Origin of the sequence: Leptolyngbya sp. 'hensonii' (genome assembly GCF_001939115.1) — a bacterium.
Taxonomy (GTDB): domain Bacteria; phylum Cyanobacteriota; class Cyanobacteriia.
In genome coordinates this window covers 88,723-109,669 of sequence record NZ_MQTZ01000044.1, presented here as the reverse complement: position 1 = coordinate 109,669, position 20,947 = coordinate 88,723, and the positions used below count along the sequence as shown (strand labels likewise).

Sequence of the window (20,947 nt, the reverse complement as noted above, 5' to 3'; positions counted from 1 at the left end):
TTCCTATTGCAGCCCCATGACTTTCAATTGGTTCCGTCGCCAGTTTAATGACTCCCAGGAGCCGACTGCTGACCCACCGGCAGATGACCAAACAGCGGCTGAGCCCGCTGCCCCGGAGCCTGCGGCAGAAGCAGCCCCACCAGCGGTGGATTACCTCAACTATGCCAAGGCCGCTTATGAAAATATCCGGCGGCGGCAGCAAGAGGAAGCGGCCGCCAGGGTAGCAGTTGAAACTGCGGAACCAGCAAGAGAGGGAGAGGCTTCCCAACAGGAGGCGATCGCAGCCCCAGGTGCAGCAGAACCAGCAGGGGCAACCTCCCGGGAAGAGCCACAAGCAGAGCCAGTGATGGCTGAAACCAGCCCTGCCCTGGCTGAGGAACCAGTGCTCCCCTCCGCAGCAACAGAAGCAGGGACGACAGGCATAATCCCTGAGTTGGCATTGGCTCCCAGCGAGCCCATACTAGCCTTGGAACCTGCCACCATTGTTGAGGCAGAAGCAGCCCCCACCGTTGAGCCTGTCCAAGAGGTAGCTCTTGAAGAGTTGCCAGGGGCACCCGTCGAGGCAGCCCTCTCGACCCCAGATTCGATCGGGGGTGAGCCTGAGGAAGTGGCCTTGGAGCCCGTGATTGAGTCTGACCCGGCTGCTCCCCTGCCCTTCTGGGCCAGAGCCGAAGCAGAACGGTTGGAACGGTTGGAACGGCTGAAGGAGAGGGCGATCGAAGAACCTGACTCCCTCCCTCCGGTGCCAGCAGAGGCGGCCCCTGCCCCTGAGATAGACCTGCCTGATCTGAGGTTTGATGAAGGGTTCCTGTGGTCAGCTGAGGTTCTAGCAGCCCAAGGCCGTCGAGCCAGTCAGATTTCCCTGGAGGAAATTACCTGGTTGAAGCGGCTCCGCCAGGGATTGGACAAAACCCGCCGTAGTCTGGTGAACCAGTTAAAAGCCATCGTGGGTCAGGGTCCCCTGAACCAGGACGGGGTAGATGAGATTGAATCCCTGCTCCTACAGGCTGATGTGGGGGTCGCCGCCACCGATCGCATTATCACAGCACTGCAGAAAAAACTGCGGGACGAAGTTCTGCCCCCAGAAGCCGCCATCGCCTATCTGAAGCAAATCCTGCGGGATATGCTGGATCAACCCCTGGGAGAGAGGGCGAACAATCGCATTCCCGTGCTGGTCCCTGAAAAGGACTGCTTGAACATCTGGTTGATTACCGGCGTGAATGGAGCTGGCAAGACCACTACGATCGGGAAACTGGCCCATATCGCCCAGAAGTCTGGTTACAACTGTCTGATTGCCGCAGCGGATACGTTCCGGGCCGCAGCGGTGGAGCAGGTCAAGGTCTGGGGGCAACGCAGTGGGGTCGAGATCATCGCCAATCCAGGCCAGAATACGGACCCGGCAGCAGTGGTATTTGATGCCATTGCGGCGGCCCAAGCTAGGGGTACGGAACTCTTGCTGGTGGATACCGCTGGTCGTCTGCAGAATAAGAAGAATCTGATGGACGAGCTGAGCAAGATCCGCCGCATTATTGACAAAAAAGCCACGGGTGTGAAGATTGAATCCCTCCTAGTTCTGGATGCCACCCTGGGGCAAAATGGGCTGCGTCAGGCTGAGGTCTTCCAGGGAGCGGCCCAGCTCACGGGTGTGGTACTGACGAAGCTGGATGGTACCGCTAAAGGGGGAATTGCCTTGGCGATCGTTCAACAATTGGGCCTGCCCATCCGCTTTATCGGAGCCGGTGAAGGGATCGAAGATCTGCGTCCCTTCTCCAGCTATGAATTCATAGAGGCTCTTTTAAGTAATTAATTTGTCATGGGTCATTCGTCGAGAGCATCCCAGTTTTGCAAGGTTGCACTCATCCCCCAGCCCCTTCTCCCTTTTTGGGAGAAGGGAAGCCAGATTCAAAGTCCCTCTCCCGTTCTGGGAGAGGGATTTAGGGTGTAGCTTGCTTCCCGCAGGGTGGGCTACAAAAGTGGGATGCACTCTCATTCGTCCTTGATCATCTGTGCTAACTTGCATGGACAGATATCTGTGGGACAGGGTTGACGAAACTTCTTTCTATGATTTCGATTTTTTCTCATCGATCGCAAGACTACCTTCTTGATGCCAATGATTCAGTAGGGTAAACCGCCCGATCGGATCATTGGCATCTCTCTTTTTTAAGGCTAACAATAGAAGCCAATATATTTTTTTCATACTCAGATCCTCAAAAGATGTGCTATCAATCTTGCAAGGATTTTCTAGAAATCTTCTATTCCCCTATTCTCAAGAAGTGCTAAATTGTATTTCTCCTCTGATTTGTCAATCATTCGCAAGCGCAAATTACATCTGTAAACGTTCATTCAAGAAACTTTACTAAGATTAATCAACTGGTTTGATCGCTTTCGCCAGTGGCGACTTGTTAAATACAAGTCAACCTCCTTAAGTTCCCTTTCAGCCCGTTCACCTGGACTTTCCAATCCTTAACCAATGACTGCTGTACCCGTTCCCAGACAGCCTTCCCAACCCCCCGATCGCGCTGGCGCATCCCCGGAGATGACGCCCGTTTTTGCGTTGAAGGAACTGGTTGCCCGTCTGCACCGGGAACAGCACAAGATTCAGGATTTACTTAGTTCCCTCAGCTTTGCCCTACGCAGCCTGAACAATCTCAACCAATTCCTGGAGCTGATTCCCCTCATGGCCAGCCGGGTGACAGACGCAGATGGAGGTGCCCTGGTCATGTTCAAGCCGAATGGGCAAATGCGCTTGGAGCGGCTCCACTGCCAGGACAATCGTCAGTGCAACGATATTCGTAAGGCCCTGGAAATGGCCACTCGCCAGATGACTGCCTCTCTGAATGGAACAGCCCCGGGAGGCTCCATTTCCCCCCATAAGACCACAGCGGCCCTCGACCACCAGGTCAGTTACTACCTGGGTTCGGATGTTCATCTGTTTGGAACAGCCATCATCGTCAAAAATGCTGAGCGGGGGAGATTGTATGTCTTCAGTCGAGATCCAGAGTATACCTGGACGGAAACCCGGCAAAAGTTAGTCCGATTGGTGGCTGATCAGACCGCAGTTGCCATTGAGAACGATGAATTAACCGTGGAACTTCGGAAGAAAGAGCGTCTGGATCGGGAGTTAGAAATCGGGGCTGAAATTCAATTGCAGCTTCTACCCCGGAAATTTCCCAAGATCAACGGCATTGAACTCACGGCCCGTTGCCAAAATGCAAATCGGGTTGGAGGGGATTACTACGATTTCATCCCAGCCAGTTACGGCCAGGTCCGTCCCCGCAAGGATGATGAACTGGAATCGGGGTGCTGGAGTCTGGCGATCGGAGATGTGATGGGCAAAGGGGTGCCTGCGGGCTTGATTATGACGATGCTGCGGGGAATGCTGCGAGCAGAGGTTCTGAATCGCCACTCTCCAGCCCGCATCCTGCAACACCTGAATCGGGTCATGTATGCAGATCTGGAAAACTCCAATCGCTTTGTGACGCTGTTCTATTCGGAATACAACCCGGACACGCGCATCCTATCCTACAGCAACGCTGCCCACAATCCACCCCTGCTCTGGCAGGCGGAAAAACGGGCGGTCACCCGCCTGGACACATTGGGCATGCTGATTGGTCTGGACCCCGATGCAGAATACCAGGATGCCCAAATTCAGCTCCAGCCTGGAGATATTCTCATTTACTACACCGATGGCTTTACAGATGCGGCGAACCGGAGCGGGGAACGCTTTGATGAGGAAAACCTGATCAAGACCTTCCAGTGGGCCTGTCAGCATTGTGAGAGCGCGCAGGCGATTCTGGAGTACCTGTTCGCTCAAGTGCAGCAGTTCATTGGAACACCCAGCCAGAACGAGGATGACATGACCCTGATCGTCATGCACGTTAAATCATCAGAGCATGGCAACCATTTCCCAGTTGAGGCAGAGAGGGGCCAACCAGATGTTGCCACGGGATCGACCCTGCCATCTCTGCCCGTGCCCCCACCTAAGCCATCCCGTAAAGAAGTTGTGCTCCCCCGATTTGATCCTCGATAACACCGGATTTCAGCGCGATCGCTTCGAAATTTCTGGGTTTCATGTTAATTAAGTGAACAGATATGAATCAACTATCCATTTACGGTTTGAGAGGGAGGAGATGGTGATAGAGGTAATCCCTGATTTAGGATCCTGGTGGACAGGACTGCATCATGTCACTGATCTGGCTCAAGGGCTGCACTGGCATCTGTCATGGGATGGAACAGTGCTGGCCCAGCAACAGTTCAATCAGGATATTATGTCCGACATGCAGAAGGCGTTCAATCACTTCGTCAAGACTGGCCAGGTCTGGGCTCTACTGGTTGGCATTATCCTGGGCTACCTGTTCAAGAGTTTGACCTCCTTCGGTTAATCCTAAAATTTTAGAGAGGACAGCAAAGGTTGAATCCCGAACTTCCCCCCGAGACTGAGGCGGGTCAACAGACCTGGAGTCAGCGCTTTGAGTCAGCATTACATCCTGCAATTGCACGGTTCAATGCCAGCATCAGTTTTGATCTGGAGCTGATTGAGCATGACCTGACTGGTTCTCAGGCCCATGCTCGGATGCTGGCTCATACAGGCATTCTTTCCCGGGAAGAGGGTGAACAGTTGGTCCAGGGATTAGAGCGAATCCGCCAGGAGTATCGCGAAGGCTTCTTCCGTCCGGGTGTGGAAGCAGAGGATGTTCACTTTGCTGTGGAGCGTCGCCTGACTGAGCTGGTCGGTGATGTGGGCAAAAAACTGCACACTGCCCGATCGCGCAACGATCAGGTTGGAACGGATACCCGGCTCTATTTACGGGATCAGATTCGTCGTATCCAGAGTCAACTGCGACAGTTTCAGCTCATCCTGCTGGATCTCAGCGATCGCCATGTAGAAACCCTGATTCCCGGCTATACCCATCTGCAACGGGCGCAACCGATCAGCCTGGCTCACCATCTATTGGCCTACTTTGAAATGGCTCAGCGAGATTGGGAACGGCTGAGTGAAATCTATCACCGGGTTAATATTTCTCCCCTGGGCTGTGGGGCTCTTGCCGGGACCACATTCCCAATCAACCGTCGCCTGACAGCAGATATTCTGGGATTTGAGCAAGTCTACAGCAATAGTCTGGATGGGGTCAGCGATCGAGATTTTGCGATCGAATTTCTGACCGCTGCCAGTCTGATCATGGTCCATCTCAGTCGGCTGTCTGAAGAGGTGATCCTCTGGTCCTCCCAGGAATTCGGGTTCGTTACCCTGACGGATAGTTGCGCCACAGGGTCGAGTATTATGCCCCAGAAAAAGAACCCTGATGTCCCCGAACTGGTACGCGGCAAGACGGGGCGGGTCTTTGGCCACCTGCAGGCGATGCTGGTACTGATGAAGGGGCTGCCCCTGGCCTACAACAAGGATTTACAGGAAGACAAGGAAGCCCTGTTTGATGCGGTCAGAACAGTGCAGACCTGCCTTGAAGCCATGACAATCCTGTTTAGTGAGGGTTTGGCCTTTCGTACAGATCGACTGGCCGAGGCTGTGGATGAAGACTTCTCCAATGCCACGGATGTGGCAGATTATCTGGCGGCCCGGGGGGTGCCATTCCGGGAAGCCTACAATCTGGTGGGTCGAGTGGTTCGCACCTGTCTGGCTGCAGGGAAACTCCTGAAGGACTTGACCCTGGAAGAATGGCAGGCCCTTCATCCCCAATTTGCCTCCGATATCTATGCGGCGATCGCCCCTCGTCAGGTGGTTTCTGCTCGTAATAGTTATGGAGGCACGGGCTTTGAACAGGTTCGACAGGCCCTCCAGGAAGCTCGGAAAAGAATTAAGGATTAAGTTCAGGGGTCCCTGCAACAGGCTTCTGAATCTCTGAGGGCTCGGAAGAAGACCTCAAAAAGCACTACCTTATTAGATCGAATGTCCTTTCAAATTCAGTGCAGTCATGGCTCTCAAAGTTGGCGATCCAGCCCCTGATTTTAGCCTGCCCGATGCTCAGGGCAATCTGATCAGCCTATCTAGCTTGCAGGGGAAATATGTCGTGGTTTATTTCTATCCCAGAGATAACACCCCTGGTTGCACCAAGGAAGCCTGTGGCTTTCGGGATGCCTACACCGATTACCAGGGGAGTGATGTTATCGTGTTGGGGATCAGCACGGATGATGCCAAATCTCACCAAAAATTCATCACCAAGTTTGACCTGCCGTTTCCCCTGTTGATTGACGCAGGTGGCACCGTGGCGACAGCCTACGAAAGCTATGGCCTCAAGAAATTTATGGGAAAAGAATATATGGGCATTAGCCGCAACACATTTCTCATCGGACCAGACGGCAAAATTGCCCAGATCTACTTGAAGGTGAAGCCCGAGGACCATGCAACGACTGTGCTGGCCGACTTAGTCCAACTGTCTTCTTAGGGTTGAACCCATGCGTCATCTCTGGCGCTATATGCAAGCCATCATCGGGTTGGTCTTTCGCCATCCCATCACTGGCGTGGCTATTATTCCCGTCCTACCTGATGGGCGGATTGTCCTCATTCGGCGTCGTGATAATGGCCGCTGGTCTATTCCAGGCGGCATTATTGATTGGGGAGAAGACATTCCAACTGCTGCCCGCCGGGAATTGGTGGAAGAAACGGGACTGACGCTGATCCAAATTCGGCGGCTGGTGGGGGTTTATTCGGCTCCCGATCGGGATCCTCGCATCCATTCCATCAGTGTGGTCCTGGAAGCCGAGGTCCAGGGAAGTTTGCAAGTGCAGGACACCCTGGAGGTACTGGGCATCAAAGCATTTTCCAAAACCGATCTGCCCCTCGGGGACCTGGCCCATGACCACGATCGTCAACTTCGAGATTATCTGGAGGGACGCACGATCGTGGCCTGAGGAGGCAAGGCCTCTATGCCCGTCTCCGTTCTCGAATCATCCGTATGCCCCAAAAGATCAAGTGGGGATCGAGGGTAAACAGCACAGCCAGATTGGGATCATAGTCTCGCAGATAGGATAATAGGGTTTCCCCATCTCCTCCCGTCAGCACGATCGCCCCATTGGAAAATTGTTGCTGCCAGGCTTGGACAAACTCTCGGACTCCTGCCAACACGGTATAGACCACACCGCTGCGAATCGCATCCGGTGTGTTATGCCCCCACCGGCTGGGGAGTTGATCCCCAAGCTGGACTTCCGGCAACTGGGCTGTCTTGACTGCCAGCGATCGCAGTTGTAACCGTAGCCCTGGCAAAATAGCCCCACCCTTGAACTGATGATCTCGACTCGCTCCAGTAAAGGTGAGAGATGTTCCCGCATCAATGACCAGCACTGGCCAGCCCAGGAGTTCCCCTGCCGCCCACACGGCCAGGGCTCGATCCAGACCCAGATTCGCATACCCCTCTCGCAAGGGAATATCATCCAGGGTAATCCAGTGAACGGTAGGCAGCTTTTGCCAGAGGAGTGCCTGTTCCGGCACAACCGAGGCAATCCAGAGTTCCGTCGCTGATGGGGAGAGCGCAAAAGCCGGTAGCGCAGTCAGATGGGAGGTGTCCCAGGTTGCTGTCAGCAGGGAGCTGTTGAAGTGAGCCCAATGCAGTCGGGAATTCCCAATCGCCAGCGCCAGCCAATCTTCCTCCATGGTTACGGGACCACCTGCAGGGATTCAAATTATTATCATAGGTAATTTTACTTATTCTTTTAACCTGGTCGCAATAAAATGATAAATACAGTGATTTCTTAGCCAGTGGGCGACATCCCCACCGGACGCCCATCAAATTTTTGCTATCAGGCTTTGGAGCTAATCTCTCTGGCCCTGTCTTATCGCCCATATTCGGGGCTCCTGCAAACCGCTATAGTAAAACTGAGACATCGGGAGGATCGTTCATGGTAGTACTGACAGATCAAACCCAAAAACGGCTGACCATCCAGGTCAGTGATATTGCTGCAGACACAACGACAATCCGTTCCCTGGACTGGGATCGCGATCGCTTTGACATCGAATTTGGGCTGCAGAATGGGACCACCTACAACTCCTTTCTGATCCAGGGAGATCAGACCGCCCTGGTCGATACCTCCCACGAAAAGTTTCGCACCCTTTATCTGGACACCTTGAAGGGCCAGATCGACCCGACCCAGATCGACTACCTGATCATCAGCCATACCGAGCCAGACCACAGTGGCCTGGTGCGGGATATCCTGCAACTGGCTCCTCAGGTCACCGTGGTGGGTTCGAAGGTCGCCCTGCAGTTTCTAGATGATCTGGTCCATCAGCCCTACCAACGGCGCATCGTCAAGAATGGCGATCAGCTCGACTTGGGCCAGGGGCACATCCTGGAGTTTGTGATTGCCCCCAATCTCCACTGGCCCGATACCATGTTCACCTACGATACCAAGACCCAGATCCTGTTCACCTGTGATGCTTTTGGGATGCATTACTGCGATGACCACATCTTCGATCAGGATCTGGCCCGGATTGAACCAGATTTCCGGTTCTACTATGAATGTCTGATGGCTCCCAATGCCCGATCGGTGCTTTCAGCTCTGAAGCGCATGGATGAACTGGCCACCATCCGCATGGTCGCCACAGGCCACGGACCTCTCCTGTATTACAACGTTTCAGAACTGATCGATTGCTATCGCCGCTGGAGTCAGGCAAAAGCAAAGTCGGAAACCACTGTGGCCGTCTTCTATGTGTCAGATTACGGTTATAGCGATCGGCTCTCCCAATCTCTGGCCAGAGGCATTACCAAAACCGGGGTGGCCGTTGAAATGATGAACCTGCGGGGAGCAGATCCCCAGGAAGTCAACGAACTGGTGGGCCGGGTCGCAGCGGTGGCGCTGAGTCTCCCCCCCTCTTCGGGTACTGCCACCTCTAGTACCCAGGCAGCCGTCAGTACCGTGCTGGCAGCGGTCAAAAATAAGCAGGTGTTTGGACTGTTCGAGTCCTATGGCGGCGATGATGAACCGATCGACGCCGTTCGGGCCCGGTTTCGAGAATTGGGTCTGGCAGAGGCATTTCCTGCGATTCGGATTAAGGATGTTCCCACAGAAGGGACCTATCAGCTTTGTGAAGAAGCCGGAACAGACCTGGGACAGTTCCTCTCCAGAGATCGGGCCATTCAGCAGATGAAAGCCCTAGACACAGACCTGGACAAAGCCCTGGGGCGGATCAGTGGCGGGCTTTACATCATCACGGCTCAAAAGGGCTCGGTGCGGAGTGCAATGTTAGCCTCCTGGGTTGCTCAGGCCAGCTTTAAGCCCCTGGGAATTACCATTGCCGTGGCAAAGGACCGGGCAATCGAATCTCTGATGCAGGTCGGCGATCGGTTTGTCCTCAATGTTCTGGAGGAAGGCAACCACCTACCCCTGATGAAACACTTCCTGAAACGGTTTGCACCGGGGGCCGATCGATTTGCTGAGATCAAAATCCAGGCGGCAGAAAATGGCTCTCCGATCCTGGCTGACGCCCTGGCTTATCTGGAATGTGAGGTCCTGAGTCGGATGGAGTGCAGCGATCACTGGATTGTTTACAGTTCAGTTCAGGCTGGTCGAGTCTCGAATCCAGATGCCCTGACTGCGGTCCATCACCGCAAGGTGGGTAACCACTACTAAGATCCGGTACGCAAGCGCAATCAGGGCAGCCAGCGAGGATGGAATCCCGGCAAGGGCAGTTCCTCTGGCTGCACTCTGGCCTGAACGGCGGGGTCGGCATTGGCGATCGGCAGCAACCACAGGCGGCTGGTGGCAATCACTTCTCCAGAACTGTTACGGGGACCCGTTTTGGGATTATCCTTAGCAGAGACCAGTTGGTCAAACAGGAGCGCCAAACCATCAGGAGCCAAGTGCATCTCAATATCCCGCTGATTGGGCAGGACCAGCCAGGGGGTCACCTTAGCTGTTTTCAGGTCCACGATCGCAATAAAGGGCTGCTCCTGATAGGTTTCGCCAGGAATCAAGCGCGTCAGCAGACAATACAAGGTTTGATTCTGGGGATCAAATTGGGCATCCAGAATCGAACCCGTAATCCGCAATAGCTCCTTCTGCACCCCTTGGGTTGTCACCAGAAATAAGGAACGGGTATAGTCTTTGTTGAACTTCACCATGGCCGCCTGGGAGCCATCTCCAGAAAAGTTCAGCACCATGCCAAACTTGGGCAAGAAGTCCAGCGCTTTGGTGTCTGGTTGCAGTGGCAGAATGGCCATCCCTTCCCCCTGGGCGATCGCCAGAGAGTTACTGTCTGGGGTAATCAGGAAATCCCCCCCCTGACTTTTCAGGGGAGTAGGCGCTCCCAACACATTACCAATCTCATCCAATTTCACAATCCAGGGGCCAGAATCCGCTGAATTCCGACGGCTGATCCGCTGCACCACGAGCGTCTTCCCATCTGGAGCGAGATCAAACTTCAAGTTCTGATAGTCCTTACTATCCAGAATCTGTTGCAACTCACCCAGGGAACGGGTCGGTGGAGACACCGGCTGGAGCGGGCGACCCAGAAAATCATAGGTTTGCTCCGAGGGCTGCTGGGGGGACTGCACCTGAATCCCAGTCGTCACACTATAGAGGCGTTGATCCAGCATGGCCTGGGGATTATTCGGCTGCCGATCGTAGGCAGAAAAGAGAATCCGATCACTTTTGGGAAAAGCATCAAAATTCATCACCACCAAATTTTTGGGGGTCAACACCTGCTTTTTCTGTTGCGTCAGGTTATAGAGAATGAGTCGGCCCTGCTCATCCCCGTCAATGCCAATGTAAGCAAAAGCCCGATCGCGACTGCGAAATCGGCCCACAAAGGGTTCCATAGCTGGTCGCCTGCCCATCCGTTTAAAACTATCCCTAGCCCCCTGTAGACGCACTTCGTAAGCCGTTCCATAGGGAGCAGGCTGGGTCAGCGTGTAAGCCATGCGTCGTCCAGCCCAACTCACTTTCCCCGGCAGAGATGGATTGATCGTCAGGTTTGCTTCCACGGTGTCATGCTCCATCGGACGGCTGAAGTGGAGCACAAAAGCAATATCCTCCGCCCCCACCTGACGCTCCTGCCAGCTAAAGTCTTTAATCCGGGGTGCAGCCTGCTCTCCCCCCCAGAGCGTCAGCCCAATCAGCAGGCCAAGCAAGAGCATCAGCATCACCGCAACGACATCCAGCGGTTGGGGAAAACGAGTCCCACGATCGGCAGTCATAGCATCCCCCCAAACCACCCCGTAGTAGAGACGTAATAAATTACGTCTCTACCCTCACAGACCCAAACCGCAAGAACAGGAATTTTATCAGCGACACAATTCACGACATTTCCCACGAATGACATTTTCATGGAATTCTAATAATCATAGGGATTTTTCGGTTCAGGGATAGATTTGAGGGATTTAGCTTCAATCACCAACTGGCGTTTCCCCCCCAGCGTTTCTGTGATCATCCGCCCCTCCACCTCAAACCACCGATCCAGCGGGTAAGCCGCACGATTCTGGGTTAATTTAACCGGCAAACTGACCGGGTAAACATCCGCTGCACAGCAGGTAATCACAAAGCGAGTAATACCCAAATACCGATCGCCGAGGCCGCTACTGACCGAAGGATAGGTAACAAATCCCTGTACCTTCACCTTCTGTCCGGTATAGGCATCCGGCTCCGGATACACGTTCAGCGTTCTGACCCAATCAATCAGGGAGCGATCTTCCGGAACAGTCTGACTCCGAAACGCCTGGGGCCGCGTGCGGGTGAGGGCACTGGACTCTCCCAGACCTCGCTGGGCTGCCATGGGGCTGGCAAAAGCACGGGGCTCCACCATCAGACCCGCGATCGCCGTCACCAGCAGCAACAGCGAACTGATTAGGGGAGGAAACAGATTCAGATGTTGAGCACCACCCACAACAGAAGCAGACTGACCCCGGAAGAGGTACAGCAAGCGCAACAGAGCCACAACAATGAGCCCTATCCCCCCGACTACAGTCAACCCAAAATAGTTGGGGTGGATGAGCAGATACAGTTTCCCGGTCAGCCAGTACTTCAAAAACAGGCCCCCCCAAGACCCAATGGCTAACACTTCTAACCATTGCTGGAAAGGAGATCGGCGATTCCGGTGTCGCCGATTGCGCTCTCGGTTCTGAAAGAAGGAACTAGCTGACATGGAGGTTAATCACGAGTGTCGTCAGGAAAGTCAGGAGAGCAGCCAGGCCGAACAGGTAGATCATCGCCCTAGGTTTAAAGATAGACATCATTAACCCCAGCCCTTTCAGGTCAATCATAGGCCCAAAGACCAAAAACGCTAGGAGTGACCCTGTGGTAAAGGTGGAGGCAAAAGAAAGGGCAAAAAACGAATCCACGGTGGAACAAATAGAGACGATCGTCGCCAGCAACATCATGGCCAGAATCGAGGTCGCAGGCCCCTGACCAAGGTCGAGAATGATTTCTCTGGGAACAAACACCTGAATTGTTGCAGCGATCGCACTCCCCAACACCAGGATCGCCCCCAGTTCCCGCAGTTCCTGGACCATATTTTCCAGGAACAAAACCAGTTTATCTGCCAGGGGTTTTTGACTGGGAGAGTCAAAGGTAATCTGGGTTGCATCCAATCGTTGGGGCTGCCCCGTAACCCCCAGGAGAAAGGTTCCAGATTGGAGCAACGGAGACGATGTCGCTGCCAGACTCTGCTCAGTACGACTGATGGGCATCATCCAGACCACTGATGGCTGCAAGAGGGGACGCAGATCTCGCTGGACGCTAAAAACCAGGCTGATGAAAGCTGCGATTGCCAGGGAAATGGCAAACCTGAACAGGATGACCTCTGGCTGATCTCGAAAAGCAGTCCGGGTAGAGAAAAAGACGATCGGGTTAATCGTTGGGGCTGCCAGCAAAAATCCGATCGCGACCGACGTGGGGGCACCCTGCATCAACAGGCGTCGGGCCACAGGCACATTACCACACTCGCAGACCGGGAATAGGCACCCAGCTAGACTGCCCACCAGAGCCCCCAGAATTGGGTTCTTTGGCATCACGGCAATCAGCTTCCGTTCATTCACGAAAACCAGCAATAAACTGGAAAACAACACCCCCAGGAGCAGAAAGGGAATGGCTTCCACCAACAGGCTCAAAAACAGGGTAAACGCACTGTTGAGTTGATTCATGCGGCTAACCTATCCCCTGCAACAGACACTTGAGAGCAATCCCCATGATTCAGGGTTGAGCAATCTGAAACTCAGTCAGGTTAGTTTAGCGTAGATTTTGCTGCTTTGACTTCAGCATCCAAGATCCGAATATTCATCCGCTCAGGGAGATGGGGTTCAGCAGAAGCAGCATAAAATAGCCAGTAAGTTATTGCCCCATCCATCACTGTGCTTTTTGCACGCAACGCTCTGAATGGATACCCGAGAAATCAAAAAAGAAGCCAATCTCCTTCTGAAAGCGCTCCAACCCTTATTAGAACTGGGGCAGGCGTATCAAAGCATGATCCTGCTGGACCTGACCGAAATCATTCGGATTTTCGTCGCTGTCGATCATCGCTTCACCTCGAATGAAATGCTGGCCTATGGCACTGTTTATGCTCTGATCAAGCAAAACCGAGAACTGCTCTTTATTTTGGTTAATCAATGGGAACTCTCTCCCGAAATTAGAGAGCGGGGAGAACTCAGTATTCTCAAAATTTTTGAAGACTACAAACAGGCTAGAATCAACAACGATCTTCAGGAAAATCAACTCTATTTGCCAGGGGTTCTGAAAGAGCACGATCGCCAAAATGGAACCCAGTTTTTTGCCCCCATCACCAACGCCCTGTACCGATTTGCTCAGGTGGTGGTCAAAGCAGATGGGGAGGAAACAGAACTCGAAAAAAAGGCCCTGGAAACCATCTGGAAACTGCTCCATCAGGGGGAGTCTTCCGAAAAATCAACGGACCAGAAAGAGCAACCCAATGCCGTCTATCCACCCGCTGAAGATAGCCTGGAGAAAGTTTTAGAACAGCTCAATAGCCTGGTCGGCATGGAGACTGTCAAAGATGAAATCAAAACCCTCACGAATTTTTTGAAAGTTCAGAAGTTGAGAACAGAACGGGGATTGGCAAAAACCACTGTCTCTTTGCATGCTGTTTTTGCGGGCAATCCGGGAACGGGCAAAACCACAGTGGCCCGGATGCTGGGTCGTATTTACAAACATCTGGGCTTTCTCTCTAGTGGCCACCTGGTCGAAACCGATCGGGCTGGGCTGGTGGCCGGATATGTCGGCCAGACAGCCAAAAAGGTGGATGAGCTTCTAAAATCTGCTCTGGATGGGGTTTTGTTTATTGATGAAGCCTATGCCCTGACCCCCCAAACGAGTGGTAATGACTTTGGTCAGGAAGCGATTGATACGCTGCTGAAACGGATGGAAGATCATCGCGATCGATTAGTCGTGATCGCTGCCGGTTACACCGACAATATGACCGAGTTTGTGGAGTCTAATCCCGGTCTAAAATCCCGATTTAATCGTTACTTTTACTTCAAGGATTATCGCCCTGAGGAACTCCTGGCAATCTTTCACAAACTATGTCGAGAAAGTAACTTCAAAGTCATGCCTGAAACAGAGACGCGGTTGTTAGAAATCTTTCAAACCCTCTATGATAAACGGGACAAATCCTTTGGCAATGGTCGGTTAGTCAGAAATATTTTTGAGAAGACCATTGAACGGCAGGCGAATCGTTTAGTGAATATTCAGACGATCACGGATGAGGTTTTGAGCACACTCTTACCAGAAGATATTCCACCGCTAGAGCTGCTCCCATCCTAACTGCCAGGACTTCGCCACAGAAATTTTGATGGGTGGGAACGTTCCCACCCTTTATTTCTCAATATTTGCTGGACAGGCTACTACCCCCAGCCGCCGTGAATGTAAATAAAAACAACCAGATATCACTTTTTATTGAGTTTTACTTAGGTGTGTACAGACAACTCGCTATACTCCAGGATCGAAAATGAGGATTATCACTGTGACCAAGACTACAAATCCTGCAGCATAATTTGGATCAATCGGGTGGTTACTGTTGTAAGGCACGGTTAAAGATGGATACGGAAAAGACGGAACTGGTGGTATGTATAGGCACCTTTGATAGCTCTGGTTTACCTATTACCATTGCCAAACATCTGGCAGATTATGCGACGGTCACCTTTCAGGCTCTTTCCCTGAATATGCTGGTTTCCCGATCGCTTGCCCTGGGACCCATGAGAACCACCTACATCAGAAATAAAGACGGTTCTGTCATTCGGGTTGAACGAACCGCCCGGGGCTTCACTGCTTATCTGGAAGAGCCAGAAACACGCCTGACCGTGATTCACAAGCAGCCCCTGTCCTTCCAAAAGCCAGACGCTGCCTGAACCTCCATCACCAGGTCGGGTCACTAAAGAGATTAATCGTCAAATCTGCTGATCCGGGAGGCACCGAGGTGATACAGGCTCGGACATCTCCCCACTCTTCGATTGTCACCTCACAGGCACAGCAAGACCCCATCAGGCAACCCGTTGGAATGGAAATGCCTGCCCGGTGAGCCACTTGCAGGAGAGGTTCCCCCGGCTGAGCCTCAACCGTGACATCATCTGGGAGGAATCGAATCCGGATAGTCATGGAATACAGGGTAGCGAGGGCAGGTTACAGCAGAGGAGTTAGATCTAGATGGGCTTCGATCGTGGTCGCCAGAGAATCGAGCATTGCTTCCCGTTGCTCCCGATAGTTGGGAATTCCTGTGGGCAGGGCCTTTAACCCTCGCTGTTGTCGTAACCGATTGAGCCAGGTTCGCCGCCAGGGACCATTATCAAAAATGCCATGGAGATAAGTTCCCCAGAGGGATTGGGTGGAATCGACAATCCCCAAGTTGCGATCGTCGAACAAGGGGTTGAACGTCTGACCTTCTGTCAGGATTGGCTTCTCTGGATCCATGGGACTGGTACGGCCCTGGTGGATTTCATATCCAGCCACTGGCAGGCCGAGTTGCGGATAGTTAGACGTCACCAGTCGCTGGCGGGCCACTTTTTGACCCGTGATGATAGTTTTCAGCGGAAAGAGACCCAGGCCCCGATAGCGGCCTTCGTGACCTTCAATGCCCTCCGGATCAGCCAGCATTTTCCCCATCATCTGAAACCCACCGCAAATCCCCAGAATCGTGCCACCTGCTGCCGCATAGTTTTGAATCTCCTCGGCCATGCCTGACTTTTGCAGCATCAGCAGGTCTGCAATCGTCGTTTTGGAACCGGGCAAAATAATCGCATCCGGGTACCCCAGGGAATCCCGGGGGCTCAGGTACTTCAGGTTAACCGATGCTTCAGCCTCCAAGGGGTCAAAGTCCGTGAAATTGGAGATGCGGGGCAGACGAATCACTGCGATGGTGAGCTCTCCCGTCGTTTTACTGGAGCGCCGCTCAAACAGGTTAAGGGAATCTTCTGCCGGAAACACCTGGTCAATCCACGGCACCACCCCCATTACCGGAATCCCAGTGCGGTCCTGCAGCCAGTCAATCCCAGATTGGAGCAGGGAACGTTGCCCTCGAAACTTGTTAATGACAATTCCTTTAATCAGTGCCCGCTCATCTGGATCCAGGAGTTCCAGGGTGCCAATGATGTGGGCAAATGCACCCCCCCGATCGATATCGGCCACCAGAACCGTCGAGGCATTCAGGTGCTTGGCTACCCGCATATTGGTCAGATCCCGGTGTTTTAGGTTCACCTCTGCCGGACTGCCCGCCCCTTCGCAAATAATCAGATCAAATTCTTCCCCCAGACGTTTTAGAGATTCTTCGATCGCCTGCCAGCCCACATCAAAGTATTGCTGATAGTATTCCTCTGCACTGACTCGGCCCACGGCTTTACCCTTCAAAACCACCTGCGAGGTCATATCCCCCATGGGTTTGAGCAGAATTGGATTCATCTCAATACGAGGGATAGCCCCCGCAGCCCAGGCTTGGACGGCCTGAGCGTGACCAATTTCCCCGCCACTGGCAGTCACATAGGCATTCAGAGCCATGTTCTGCCCTTTAAAGGGGGTTACCTGCCAGCCCCGCCGACTTAAAATGCGACAGAGCGCAGTAGTCATGAGGGACTTTCCGGCATTGGATGTGGTGCCCACAACCATGATGGCTTTCATAGAGGGTGAAGGGGGAGAGGGGATAGGACTCAGAAAAGTGCAGACGGGAGGGCCATGAAGTTTTGCTAACCACTGCAGACCCAGGAGGAGATTTTCTCCAAGTCTCCGTTACACTTCCCAGTTTTTACTTTATACTCCCTAAACACTTAATCTTAGCCAACGGTTCCGAATGTTGTATAGGCGATCCCAGAGAGACGGGACAGAGAACCCATGCGTTCCCTGCGCTTGCCAATGCTCAACCAGTTGTCGGCCCAGGGGAGTAAGGCGAAAGCTATCGGTCAGTCCCTGACCATCCACTTCCCGCCGCAGCACCCCCACTTGAATCAACCAGAGCAGCTCATTTTCTGTCACCAATTCAGGGAGCGGTCGGTCAGTGTAATGCAGGTCCAAGCCAGACTGGCCTGCGATCGTCCGGAGGGAAACACTCTGATGCTGCATCGCCATCAACAGGGTCAACTGGAATGGTGAACAACGAACCGCTATTTCCGCCCGTTTCCACGTCCTGCCCGAATAGGACAGAAGCCGCCCCGATCCTACATCATGGGTGTTCATGCACTACTTCCTCCAGGGCCTGTTTCACCAGGGGATAGCGGTACTGAAATCCCTGCTCCAGCATGCGCTTCGGCAAGACCTGCTGGCCCTCCAGGATGACCTGAGCCGCATCTCCCAGGAGCACCTCCAGGGCAAAACCGGGAACAGGAAGCCAGGAGGGACGGTGGAGCACCTCCCCCATCGCCTGACAGAATTCAGCCATCCGGACAGGATAGGGGGCAGTCGCATTGAAGACTCCTTCCAGGTCGGATTGGGTGAGAGCCTGCCGGATCAGGGCCACCAAATCTTCCCGATGAATCCAGGAGAACCACTGCCGTCCCGAGCCGATCGGGCCGCCAGCAAACAGTTTAAACGGCGGGATCATTTTGGCCACAGCCCCGCCCAACCCGAGAACAATGCCCGTCCGGAAAATCACCAACCGGACCCCACTCTCCTTCACCCGCAGCGCTTCCCCTTCCCAGGCCTGACACACCTGGGCCAGAAAATCTTCCCCAGCCGGACTGGCTTCATCAAAACTGGCCGTTTCACTGGTGCCGTAGTAGCCGATCGCGGACGCATTCACCAACACAGACGGCCTGGGTTGAGCCTGGGCAATCGCCTCTACCAGACGACGGGTTCCCAACTGACGGCTCTCCAGAATTTTTTGCTTACGCTCAAGCGTCCAGCGACCTTCCGCAATGGACTCTCCAGCCAGGTTCACCACTCCGTCACAACCGGCGATCGCCGATTGCCAAGCCCCCGCTTCAGTAGGGCTGTATTCAACCACTTCCAGGGTCGGAAAGGCTGCCTGGGGAAATACCCGTCTGGCTCGCGCAGCATCCCGACTAAAAATCAACAACTGATGACCCTCTGCCTGGAGGTGCTGGACCAATCTGGATCCAACAAATCCAGTGGCTCCGGTGATCGCAATTTTCATTTGTTAAATCTTGATAACGATTCTTCAGCTATTATCAGGGATTTCCAGTCGGGAAGTTTTGGGTCCGGGTACCGATGCTTTTAAGATCGATCCCCGTAGTCCATCCCATTGACTGCAGCATAGCGGTTCATGAATCGCATAAATCGCTCCCAATGGTCCTCCCGATTGACTTCGAACTGACAGTCCATGCGCTCAAAATCGTCCCCTTCAGGGCCACCGAACACAAACTTCACAGAATCGGGCTCGATCGTGATTTCCCCTTCTTCATCCAGGAGGCGCAAAGCGCCATTAAATTTACTGGTAAAGCTTTTAAATCGCTGAATAGAGTTGAGTTCAGTAAATGTCATCAGCACCGTGCGGACTCCGGAAGACCGGTTCAGGCGGAGGCTGACATTGCTGATTTGTTCTGAAACTCCTTCAAAAAACTCGATCGCAGGTACTGAGGTTGTCATAGGGTGATGTTATCTAGATAACTTTTGTTTGTATTTCTCCAGTATAGAGAAATTCACCCAGAGGAATTGGTTGTCGCCAGCGCCGCTCAACTATCTTCCCTATGTCTGAAAAATGTCCCCATCACCTGCAGCAATCTACCCGTACGGTAATCAAAGAATCCAGGAACCAAGTCATACAGAGAAAACCCCATTTGATTCACAGTTCTTAGCATCTCCTCAAAAAGGATTTGATCTTCATACAAAGGCATTAAAGACATTTCTAAATACAGCCCTTTAATCTGGGGAAGAATTCCTGATGCCCCCTGGAGTACCCTATCTTCGTAACCCTGAGTATCAATTTTGAGGAAAGGAGCCCGGAAATCGGCCAGACGATGGCCTATCAACTCATCTAATCGAAAGATCCTGACTACCTCAGAATCAACGTAAGCTGACTTCCTGGCCGCATTGACATGGGCAGGCAAGATATTGAGCAACGAACTGCTTTCGGAATTGCCTGAAATATGAATTTCGACTTCACCATTTGCATGACCAATTGCACCCCGCTCTGCCACTTCCCAGTTCGGGTAATTTCGACTTGAAAGGAACAACTGTGCATGAGCAGATGAGAGGGGTTCAAAAGAGATGATCTTACCCTGGTATCCAATTTGAAAAAGTCCTTTGGCATATTGTCCAATATTTGCGCCCACATCTAGAACTAAGTCAATTTCGTGGAGAGTCAACAGCTTCAGAATTTTCGAGCCTTCTCGTCGATTGTCAATTGCCTGAGCCCGTTCAAATGCTGACGGATAGTATCTGACAATGTCAAAACCCAATCGACGGATAAGTTGCCGAATCAGACTTTTCATATTCCAGAAGAAACATTGACCCGTGGACGTTTAATCGATGATTTGTCTATTCCTTGAGTATAGAGAATCCCTGTGGTGATCGACTGGCATCAGAGGATGTTTAAAGCATCCAGCTATCCAGCCAGGAATCTACCATGCTTCCCCATCCAAATTAGTATTAAAGTTTTAGAGAAGCCATTCCTCCAAACTCTGTGCCCTTGCTCAGCGCTTTGCCCCTCTTTTCTACCCCTCCTGGCCTAGATCTGCAACTGTTGATCGCAGGACTATGGTTGGGGCTGGTTTTACTGGCCACAGAAGCAGTCAGTCGGTTCAGCAATGCGAGTCCAGAAGTAGTCCGCAAGGTATTGCACATGGGGGCTGGCAATGTGATTCTTCTGGCTTGGTGGCTGCAGATTCCAGCCTGGATCGGCATTGCAGCTTCTGTTGTCGCCAGTACGATCGCCCTCCTCTCCTACCACTTCCCAATTCTGACCAGCGTGAATGGCATCGGACGCCATAGCTGGGGTACCTTTTTTTATGCGGTCAGTATTGGCATCCTGGTAGCCTGGTTCTGGCCTCTGCAGCAACCCCAGTACGCCGCCCTCGGTATTCTGGTCATGACCTGGGGGGATGGGATGGCAGCCCTGATTGGGCAACGCTTTGGTCGTCATCCCTACCAAGTCTGGGGTATGCAAAAAAGTTGGGAGGGATCTCTGGCCATGGTCCTGACAAGCTGGACCATTTGCAGCCTGATTTTGCTAGGGGTGCAGGCAAACCTCTGGGAAATGGTCTGGATTCCACTGGCGGTAGCTGCCGTTGCAACTTTGCTGGAAACTTTTTCAAAATTAGGGATTGATAATTTAACAGTCCCTCTGGGCAGCGCAGCCCTGGCCTTCGCCTTGGGATCGCTCCTGTAAAAGACTGCCTCTGAGCGGACGTTCAAACACCCCCAGGGGTGGGAGATGGGACAGAATTCAGCAGAGCAGATTACTTGCGATGCCTGGTCCTGAATGTCAGGCTGCTCGCTCCCATGGAGGGCTTAGAATTTCCGTTACCAGTCTTTGGGCTTTAGTACTACAATGCAGCAGAAGCTCAATACCAATTCAAAATCAAAGGTGTGGCCTGCAATGCCTGGTCATCAT

20 protein-coding genes are annotated in these 20,947 nt (G+C 52.9%); 10 read left to right on the top strand and 10 right to left on the bottom strand.

The features are described 5' to 3' along the window. Window positions 1-16: 16 nt before the first annotated feature. From ftsY to BST81_RS17385, 6 genes are all read left to right on the top strand, one after another. Window positions 17-1,807 (top strand): signal recognition particle-docking protein FtsY, encoded by a 1,791-nt coding sequence (gene ftsY, locus BST81_RS17410; protein ID WP_075599771.1) that lies wholly within the window; start codon window positions 17-19, stop codon window positions 1,805-1,807. A 663-nt stretch (window positions 1,808-2,470) separates the two neighbouring features. Continuing rightward, window positions 2,471-4,030, top strand: coding sequence for a PP2C family protein-serine/threonine phosphatase (locus BST81_RS17405; RefSeq protein ID WP_083636921.1), 1,560 nt, complete (start codon window positions 2,471-2,473; stop codon window positions 4,028-4,030). A gap of 100 nt (window positions 4,031-4,130) precedes the next feature. After that, window positions 4,131-4,382 (top strand): hypothetical protein, encoded by a 252-nt coding sequence (locus BST81_RS17400; RefSeq protein ID WP_216351379.1) that lies wholly within the window; start codon window positions 4,131-4,133, stop codon window positions 4,380-4,382. 29 nt (window positions 4,383-4,411) lie between these two features. Then, on the top strand, window positions 4,412-5,824 hold the full coding sequence (gene argH, locus BST81_RS17395) for an argininosuccinate lyase (protein ID WP_075599770.1): 1,413 nt from the start codon (window positions 4,412-4,414) through the stop codon (window positions 5,822-5,824). A gap of 106 nt (window positions 5,825-5,930) precedes the next feature. Then, entirely contained in the window at window positions 5,931-6,401 is a 471-nt protein-coding gene (gene bcp / locus BST81_RS17390) for a thioredoxin-dependent thiol peroxidase (RefSeq protein ID WP_075599769.1), read from the top strand. A 10-nt stretch (window positions 6,402-6,411) separates the two neighbouring features. Then, window positions 6,412-6,867 carry an NUDIX hydrolase gene (locus tag BST81_RS17385; RefSeq protein ID WP_075599768.1) on the top strand — a complete coding sequence of 152 codons (456 nt, stop codon included), beginning with the start codon at window positions 6,412-6,414 and terminating at the stop codon, window positions 6,865-6,867. A gap of 13 nt (window positions 6,868-6,880) precedes the next feature. Here the strand turns inward: BST81_RS17385 and BST81_RS17380 are convergent, their stop codons facing one another. Then, window positions 6,881-7,606, bottom strand: a complete 726-nt coding sequence (locus tag BST81_RS17380; RefSeq protein WP_075599767.1) for a pantothenate kinase — start codon at window positions 7,604-7,606, stop codon at window positions 6,881-6,883. Between the two features lie 245 nt (window positions 7,607-7,851). On the opposite strand from BST81_RS17380, the gene BST81_RS17375 reads away from it, so the two are divergent. Continuing rightward, on the top strand, window positions 7,852-9,579 hold the full coding sequence (locus BST81_RS17375) for a diflavin flavoprotein (protein WP_075599766.1): 1,728 nt from the start codon (window positions 7,852-7,854) through the stop codon (window positions 9,577-9,579). 20 nt (window positions 9,580-9,599) lie between these two features. On the opposite strand, the gene BST81_RS17370 is transcribed toward BST81_RS17375, so the two are convergent. From BST81_RS17370 to BST81_RS17360, 3 genes are all read right to left on the bottom strand, one after another. Next, entirely contained in the window at window positions 9,600-11,144 is a 1,545-nt protein-coding gene (locus BST81_RS17370; protein WP_075599888.1) for a hypothetical protein, read from the bottom strand. A gap of 137 nt (window positions 11,145-11,281) precedes the next feature. Continuing rightward, window positions 11,282-12,088 carry a TIGR03943 family protein gene (locus BST81_RS17365; RefSeq protein ID WP_083636920.1) on the bottom strand — a complete coding sequence of 269 codons (807 nt, stop codon included), beginning with the start codon at window positions 12,086-12,088 and terminating at the stop codon, window positions 11,282-11,284. Then, window positions 12,078-13,085, bottom strand: coding sequence for a permease (locus tag BST81_RS17360; protein WP_075599765.1), 1,008 nt, complete (start codon window positions 13,083-13,085; stop codon window positions 12,078-12,080). The genes BST81_RS17365 and BST81_RS17360 overlap by 11 nt, the downstream gene beginning before the upstream one ends. Window positions 13,086-13,317: 232 nt before the next feature. On the opposite strand from BST81_RS17360, the gene BST81_RS28535 reads away from it, so the two are divergent. Together BST81_RS28535 and BST81_RS17350 are read left to right on the top strand one after the other, a co-directional pair. Next, window positions 13,318-14,718 carry an AAA family ATPase gene (locus tag BST81_RS28535; protein WP_216351378.1) on the top strand — a complete coding sequence of 467 codons (1,401 nt, stop codon included), beginning with the start codon at window positions 13,318-13,320 and terminating at the stop codon, window positions 14,716-14,718. 272 nt (window positions 14,719-14,990) lie between these two features. Then, on the top strand, window positions 14,991-15,302 hold the full coding sequence (locus tag BST81_RS17350) for a hypothetical protein (RefSeq protein WP_075599764.1): 312 nt from the start codon (window positions 14,991-14,993) through the stop codon (window positions 15,300-15,302). Window positions 15,303-15,309: 7 nt separating this feature from the next. Here the strand turns inward: BST81_RS17350 and BST81_RS17345 are convergent, their stop codons facing one another. The 6 genes from BST81_RS17345 to BST81_RS17320 all read right to left on the bottom strand — a co-directional run bounded on the left by BST81_RS17345 (window position 15,310) and on the right by BST81_RS17320 (window position 19,826). After that, the gene (locus BST81_RS17345; protein ID WP_075599763.1) at window positions 15,310-15,549 is read right to left on the bottom strand and encodes a 2Fe-2S iron-sulfur cluster-binding protein; all 240 of its coding nucleotides are present in this window, start codon (window positions 15,547-15,549) and stop codon (window positions 15,310-15,312) included. A gap of 24 nt (window positions 15,550-15,573) precedes the next feature. Then, window positions 15,574-17,061 carry a cobyric acid synthase CobQ gene (cobQ, locus tag BST81_RS17340; protein ID WP_075599762.1) on the bottom strand — a complete coding sequence of 496 codons (1,488 nt, stop codon included), beginning with the start codon at window positions 17,059-17,061 and terminating at the stop codon, window positions 15,574-15,576. Between the two features lie 138 nt (window positions 17,062-17,199). Beyond that, a complete protein-coding gene (locus BST81_RS17335; RefSeq protein ID WP_075599761.1) occupies window positions 17,200-17,613 on the bottom strand; it encodes an Npun_F0494 family protein in 414 nt (137 codons plus the stop codon). Next, entirely contained in the window at window positions 17,600-18,529 is a 930-nt protein-coding gene (locus BST81_RS17330; protein ID WP_075599760.1) for a TIGR01777 family oxidoreductase, read from the bottom strand. Before BST81_RS17330 ends, BST81_RS17335 begins: the two co-directional genes overlap by 14 nt. An 80-nt stretch (window positions 18,530-18,609) precedes the next feature. After that, window positions 18,610-18,981 carry a photosystem II reaction center protein Psb28 gene (gene psb28, locus BST81_RS17325; protein ID WP_075599759.1) on the bottom strand — a complete coding sequence of 124 codons (372 nt, stop codon included), beginning with the start codon at window positions 18,979-18,981 and terminating at the stop codon, window positions 18,610-18,612. An 86-nt stretch (window positions 18,982-19,067) separates the two neighbouring features. Then, entirely contained in the window at window positions 19,068-19,826 is a 759-nt protein-coding gene (locus tag BST81_RS17320; RefSeq protein WP_075599758.1) for an FkbM family methyltransferase, read from the bottom strand. A 191-nt stretch (window positions 19,827-20,017) separates the two neighbouring features. Here BST81_RS17320 and BST81_RS17315 point away from each other — a divergent pair, with 191 nt between their 5' ends. Further along, entirely contained in the window at window positions 20,018-20,722 is a 705-nt protein-coding gene (locus BST81_RS17315; RefSeq protein ID WP_075599757.1) for a diacylglycerol/polyprenol kinase family protein, read from the top strand. The last annotated feature ends 225 nt before the right edge of the window (window positions 20,723-20,947 follow it).

Coding starts and splice junctions, on each gene's coding strand:
- BST81_RS17385 (WP_075599768.1), top strand. CDS start 6,412: ATGCGTCATCTCTGGCGCTATATGCAAGCCATCATCGGGTTGGTCTTT.
- ftsY (WP_075599771.1), top strand. CDS start 17: ATGACTTTCAATTGGTTCCGTCGCCAGTTTAATGACTCCCAGGAGCCG.
- BST81_RS17330 (WP_075599760.1), bottom strand. CDS start 18,529: ATGAAAATTGCGATCACCGGAGCCACTGGATTTGTTGGATCCAGATTG.
- cobQ (WP_075599762.1), bottom strand. CDS start 17,061: ATGAAAGCCATCATGGTTGTGGGCACCACATCCAATGCCGGAAAGTCC.
- bcp (WP_075599769.1), top strand. CDS start 5,931: ATGGCTCTCAAAGTTGGCGATCCAGCCCCTGATTTTAGCCTGCCCGAT.
- BST81_RS17370 (WP_075599888.1), bottom strand. CDS start 11,144: ATGACTGCCGATCGTGGGACTCGTTTTCCCCAACCGCTGGATGTCGTT.
- BST81_RS17380 (WP_075599767.1), bottom strand. CDS start 7,606: ATGGAGGAAGATTGGCTGGCGCTGGCGATTGGGAATTCCCGACTGCAT.
- BST81_RS17375 (WP_075599766.1), top strand. CDS start 7,852: ATGGTAGTACTGACAGATCAAACCCAAAAACGGCTGACCATCCAGGTC.
- BST81_RS17360 (WP_075599765.1), bottom strand. CDS start 13,085: ATGAATCAACTCAACAGTGCGTTTACCCTGTTTTTGAGCCTGTTGGTG.
- BST81_RS17365 (WP_083636920.1), bottom strand. CDS start 12,088: ATGTCAGCTAGTTCCTTCTTTCAGAACCGAGAGCGCAATCGGCGACAC.
- BST81_RS17320 (WP_075599758.1), bottom strand. CDS start 19,826: ATGAAAAGTCTGATTCGGCAACTTATCCGTCGATTGGGTTTTGACATT.
- psb28 (WP_075599759.1), bottom strand. CDS start 18,981: ATGACAACCTCAGTACCTGCGATCGAGTTTTTTGAAGGAGTTTCAGAA.
- BST81_RS17350 (WP_075599764.1), top strand. CDS start 14,991: ATGGATACGGAAAAGACGGAACTGGTGGTATGTATAGGCACCTTTGAT.
- BST81_RS17345 (WP_075599763.1), bottom strand. CDS start 15,549: ATGACTATCCGGATTCGATTCCTCCCAGATGATGTCACGGTTGAGGCT.
- BST81_RS17405 (WP_083636921.1), top strand. CDS start 2,471: ATGACTGCTGTACCCGTTCCCAGACAGCCTTCCCAACCCCCCGATCGC.
- BST81_RS17400 (WP_216351379.1), top strand. CDS start 4,131: ATGGTGATAGAGGTAATCCCTGATTTAGGATCCTGGTGGACAGGACTG.
- BST81_RS28535 (WP_216351378.1), top strand. CDS start 13,318: ATGGATACCCGAGAAATCAAAAAAGAAGCCAATCTCCTTCTGAAAGCG.
- BST81_RS17335 (WP_075599761.1), bottom strand. CDS start 17,613: ATGAACACCCATGATGTAGGATCGGGGCGGCTTCTGTCCTATTCGGGC.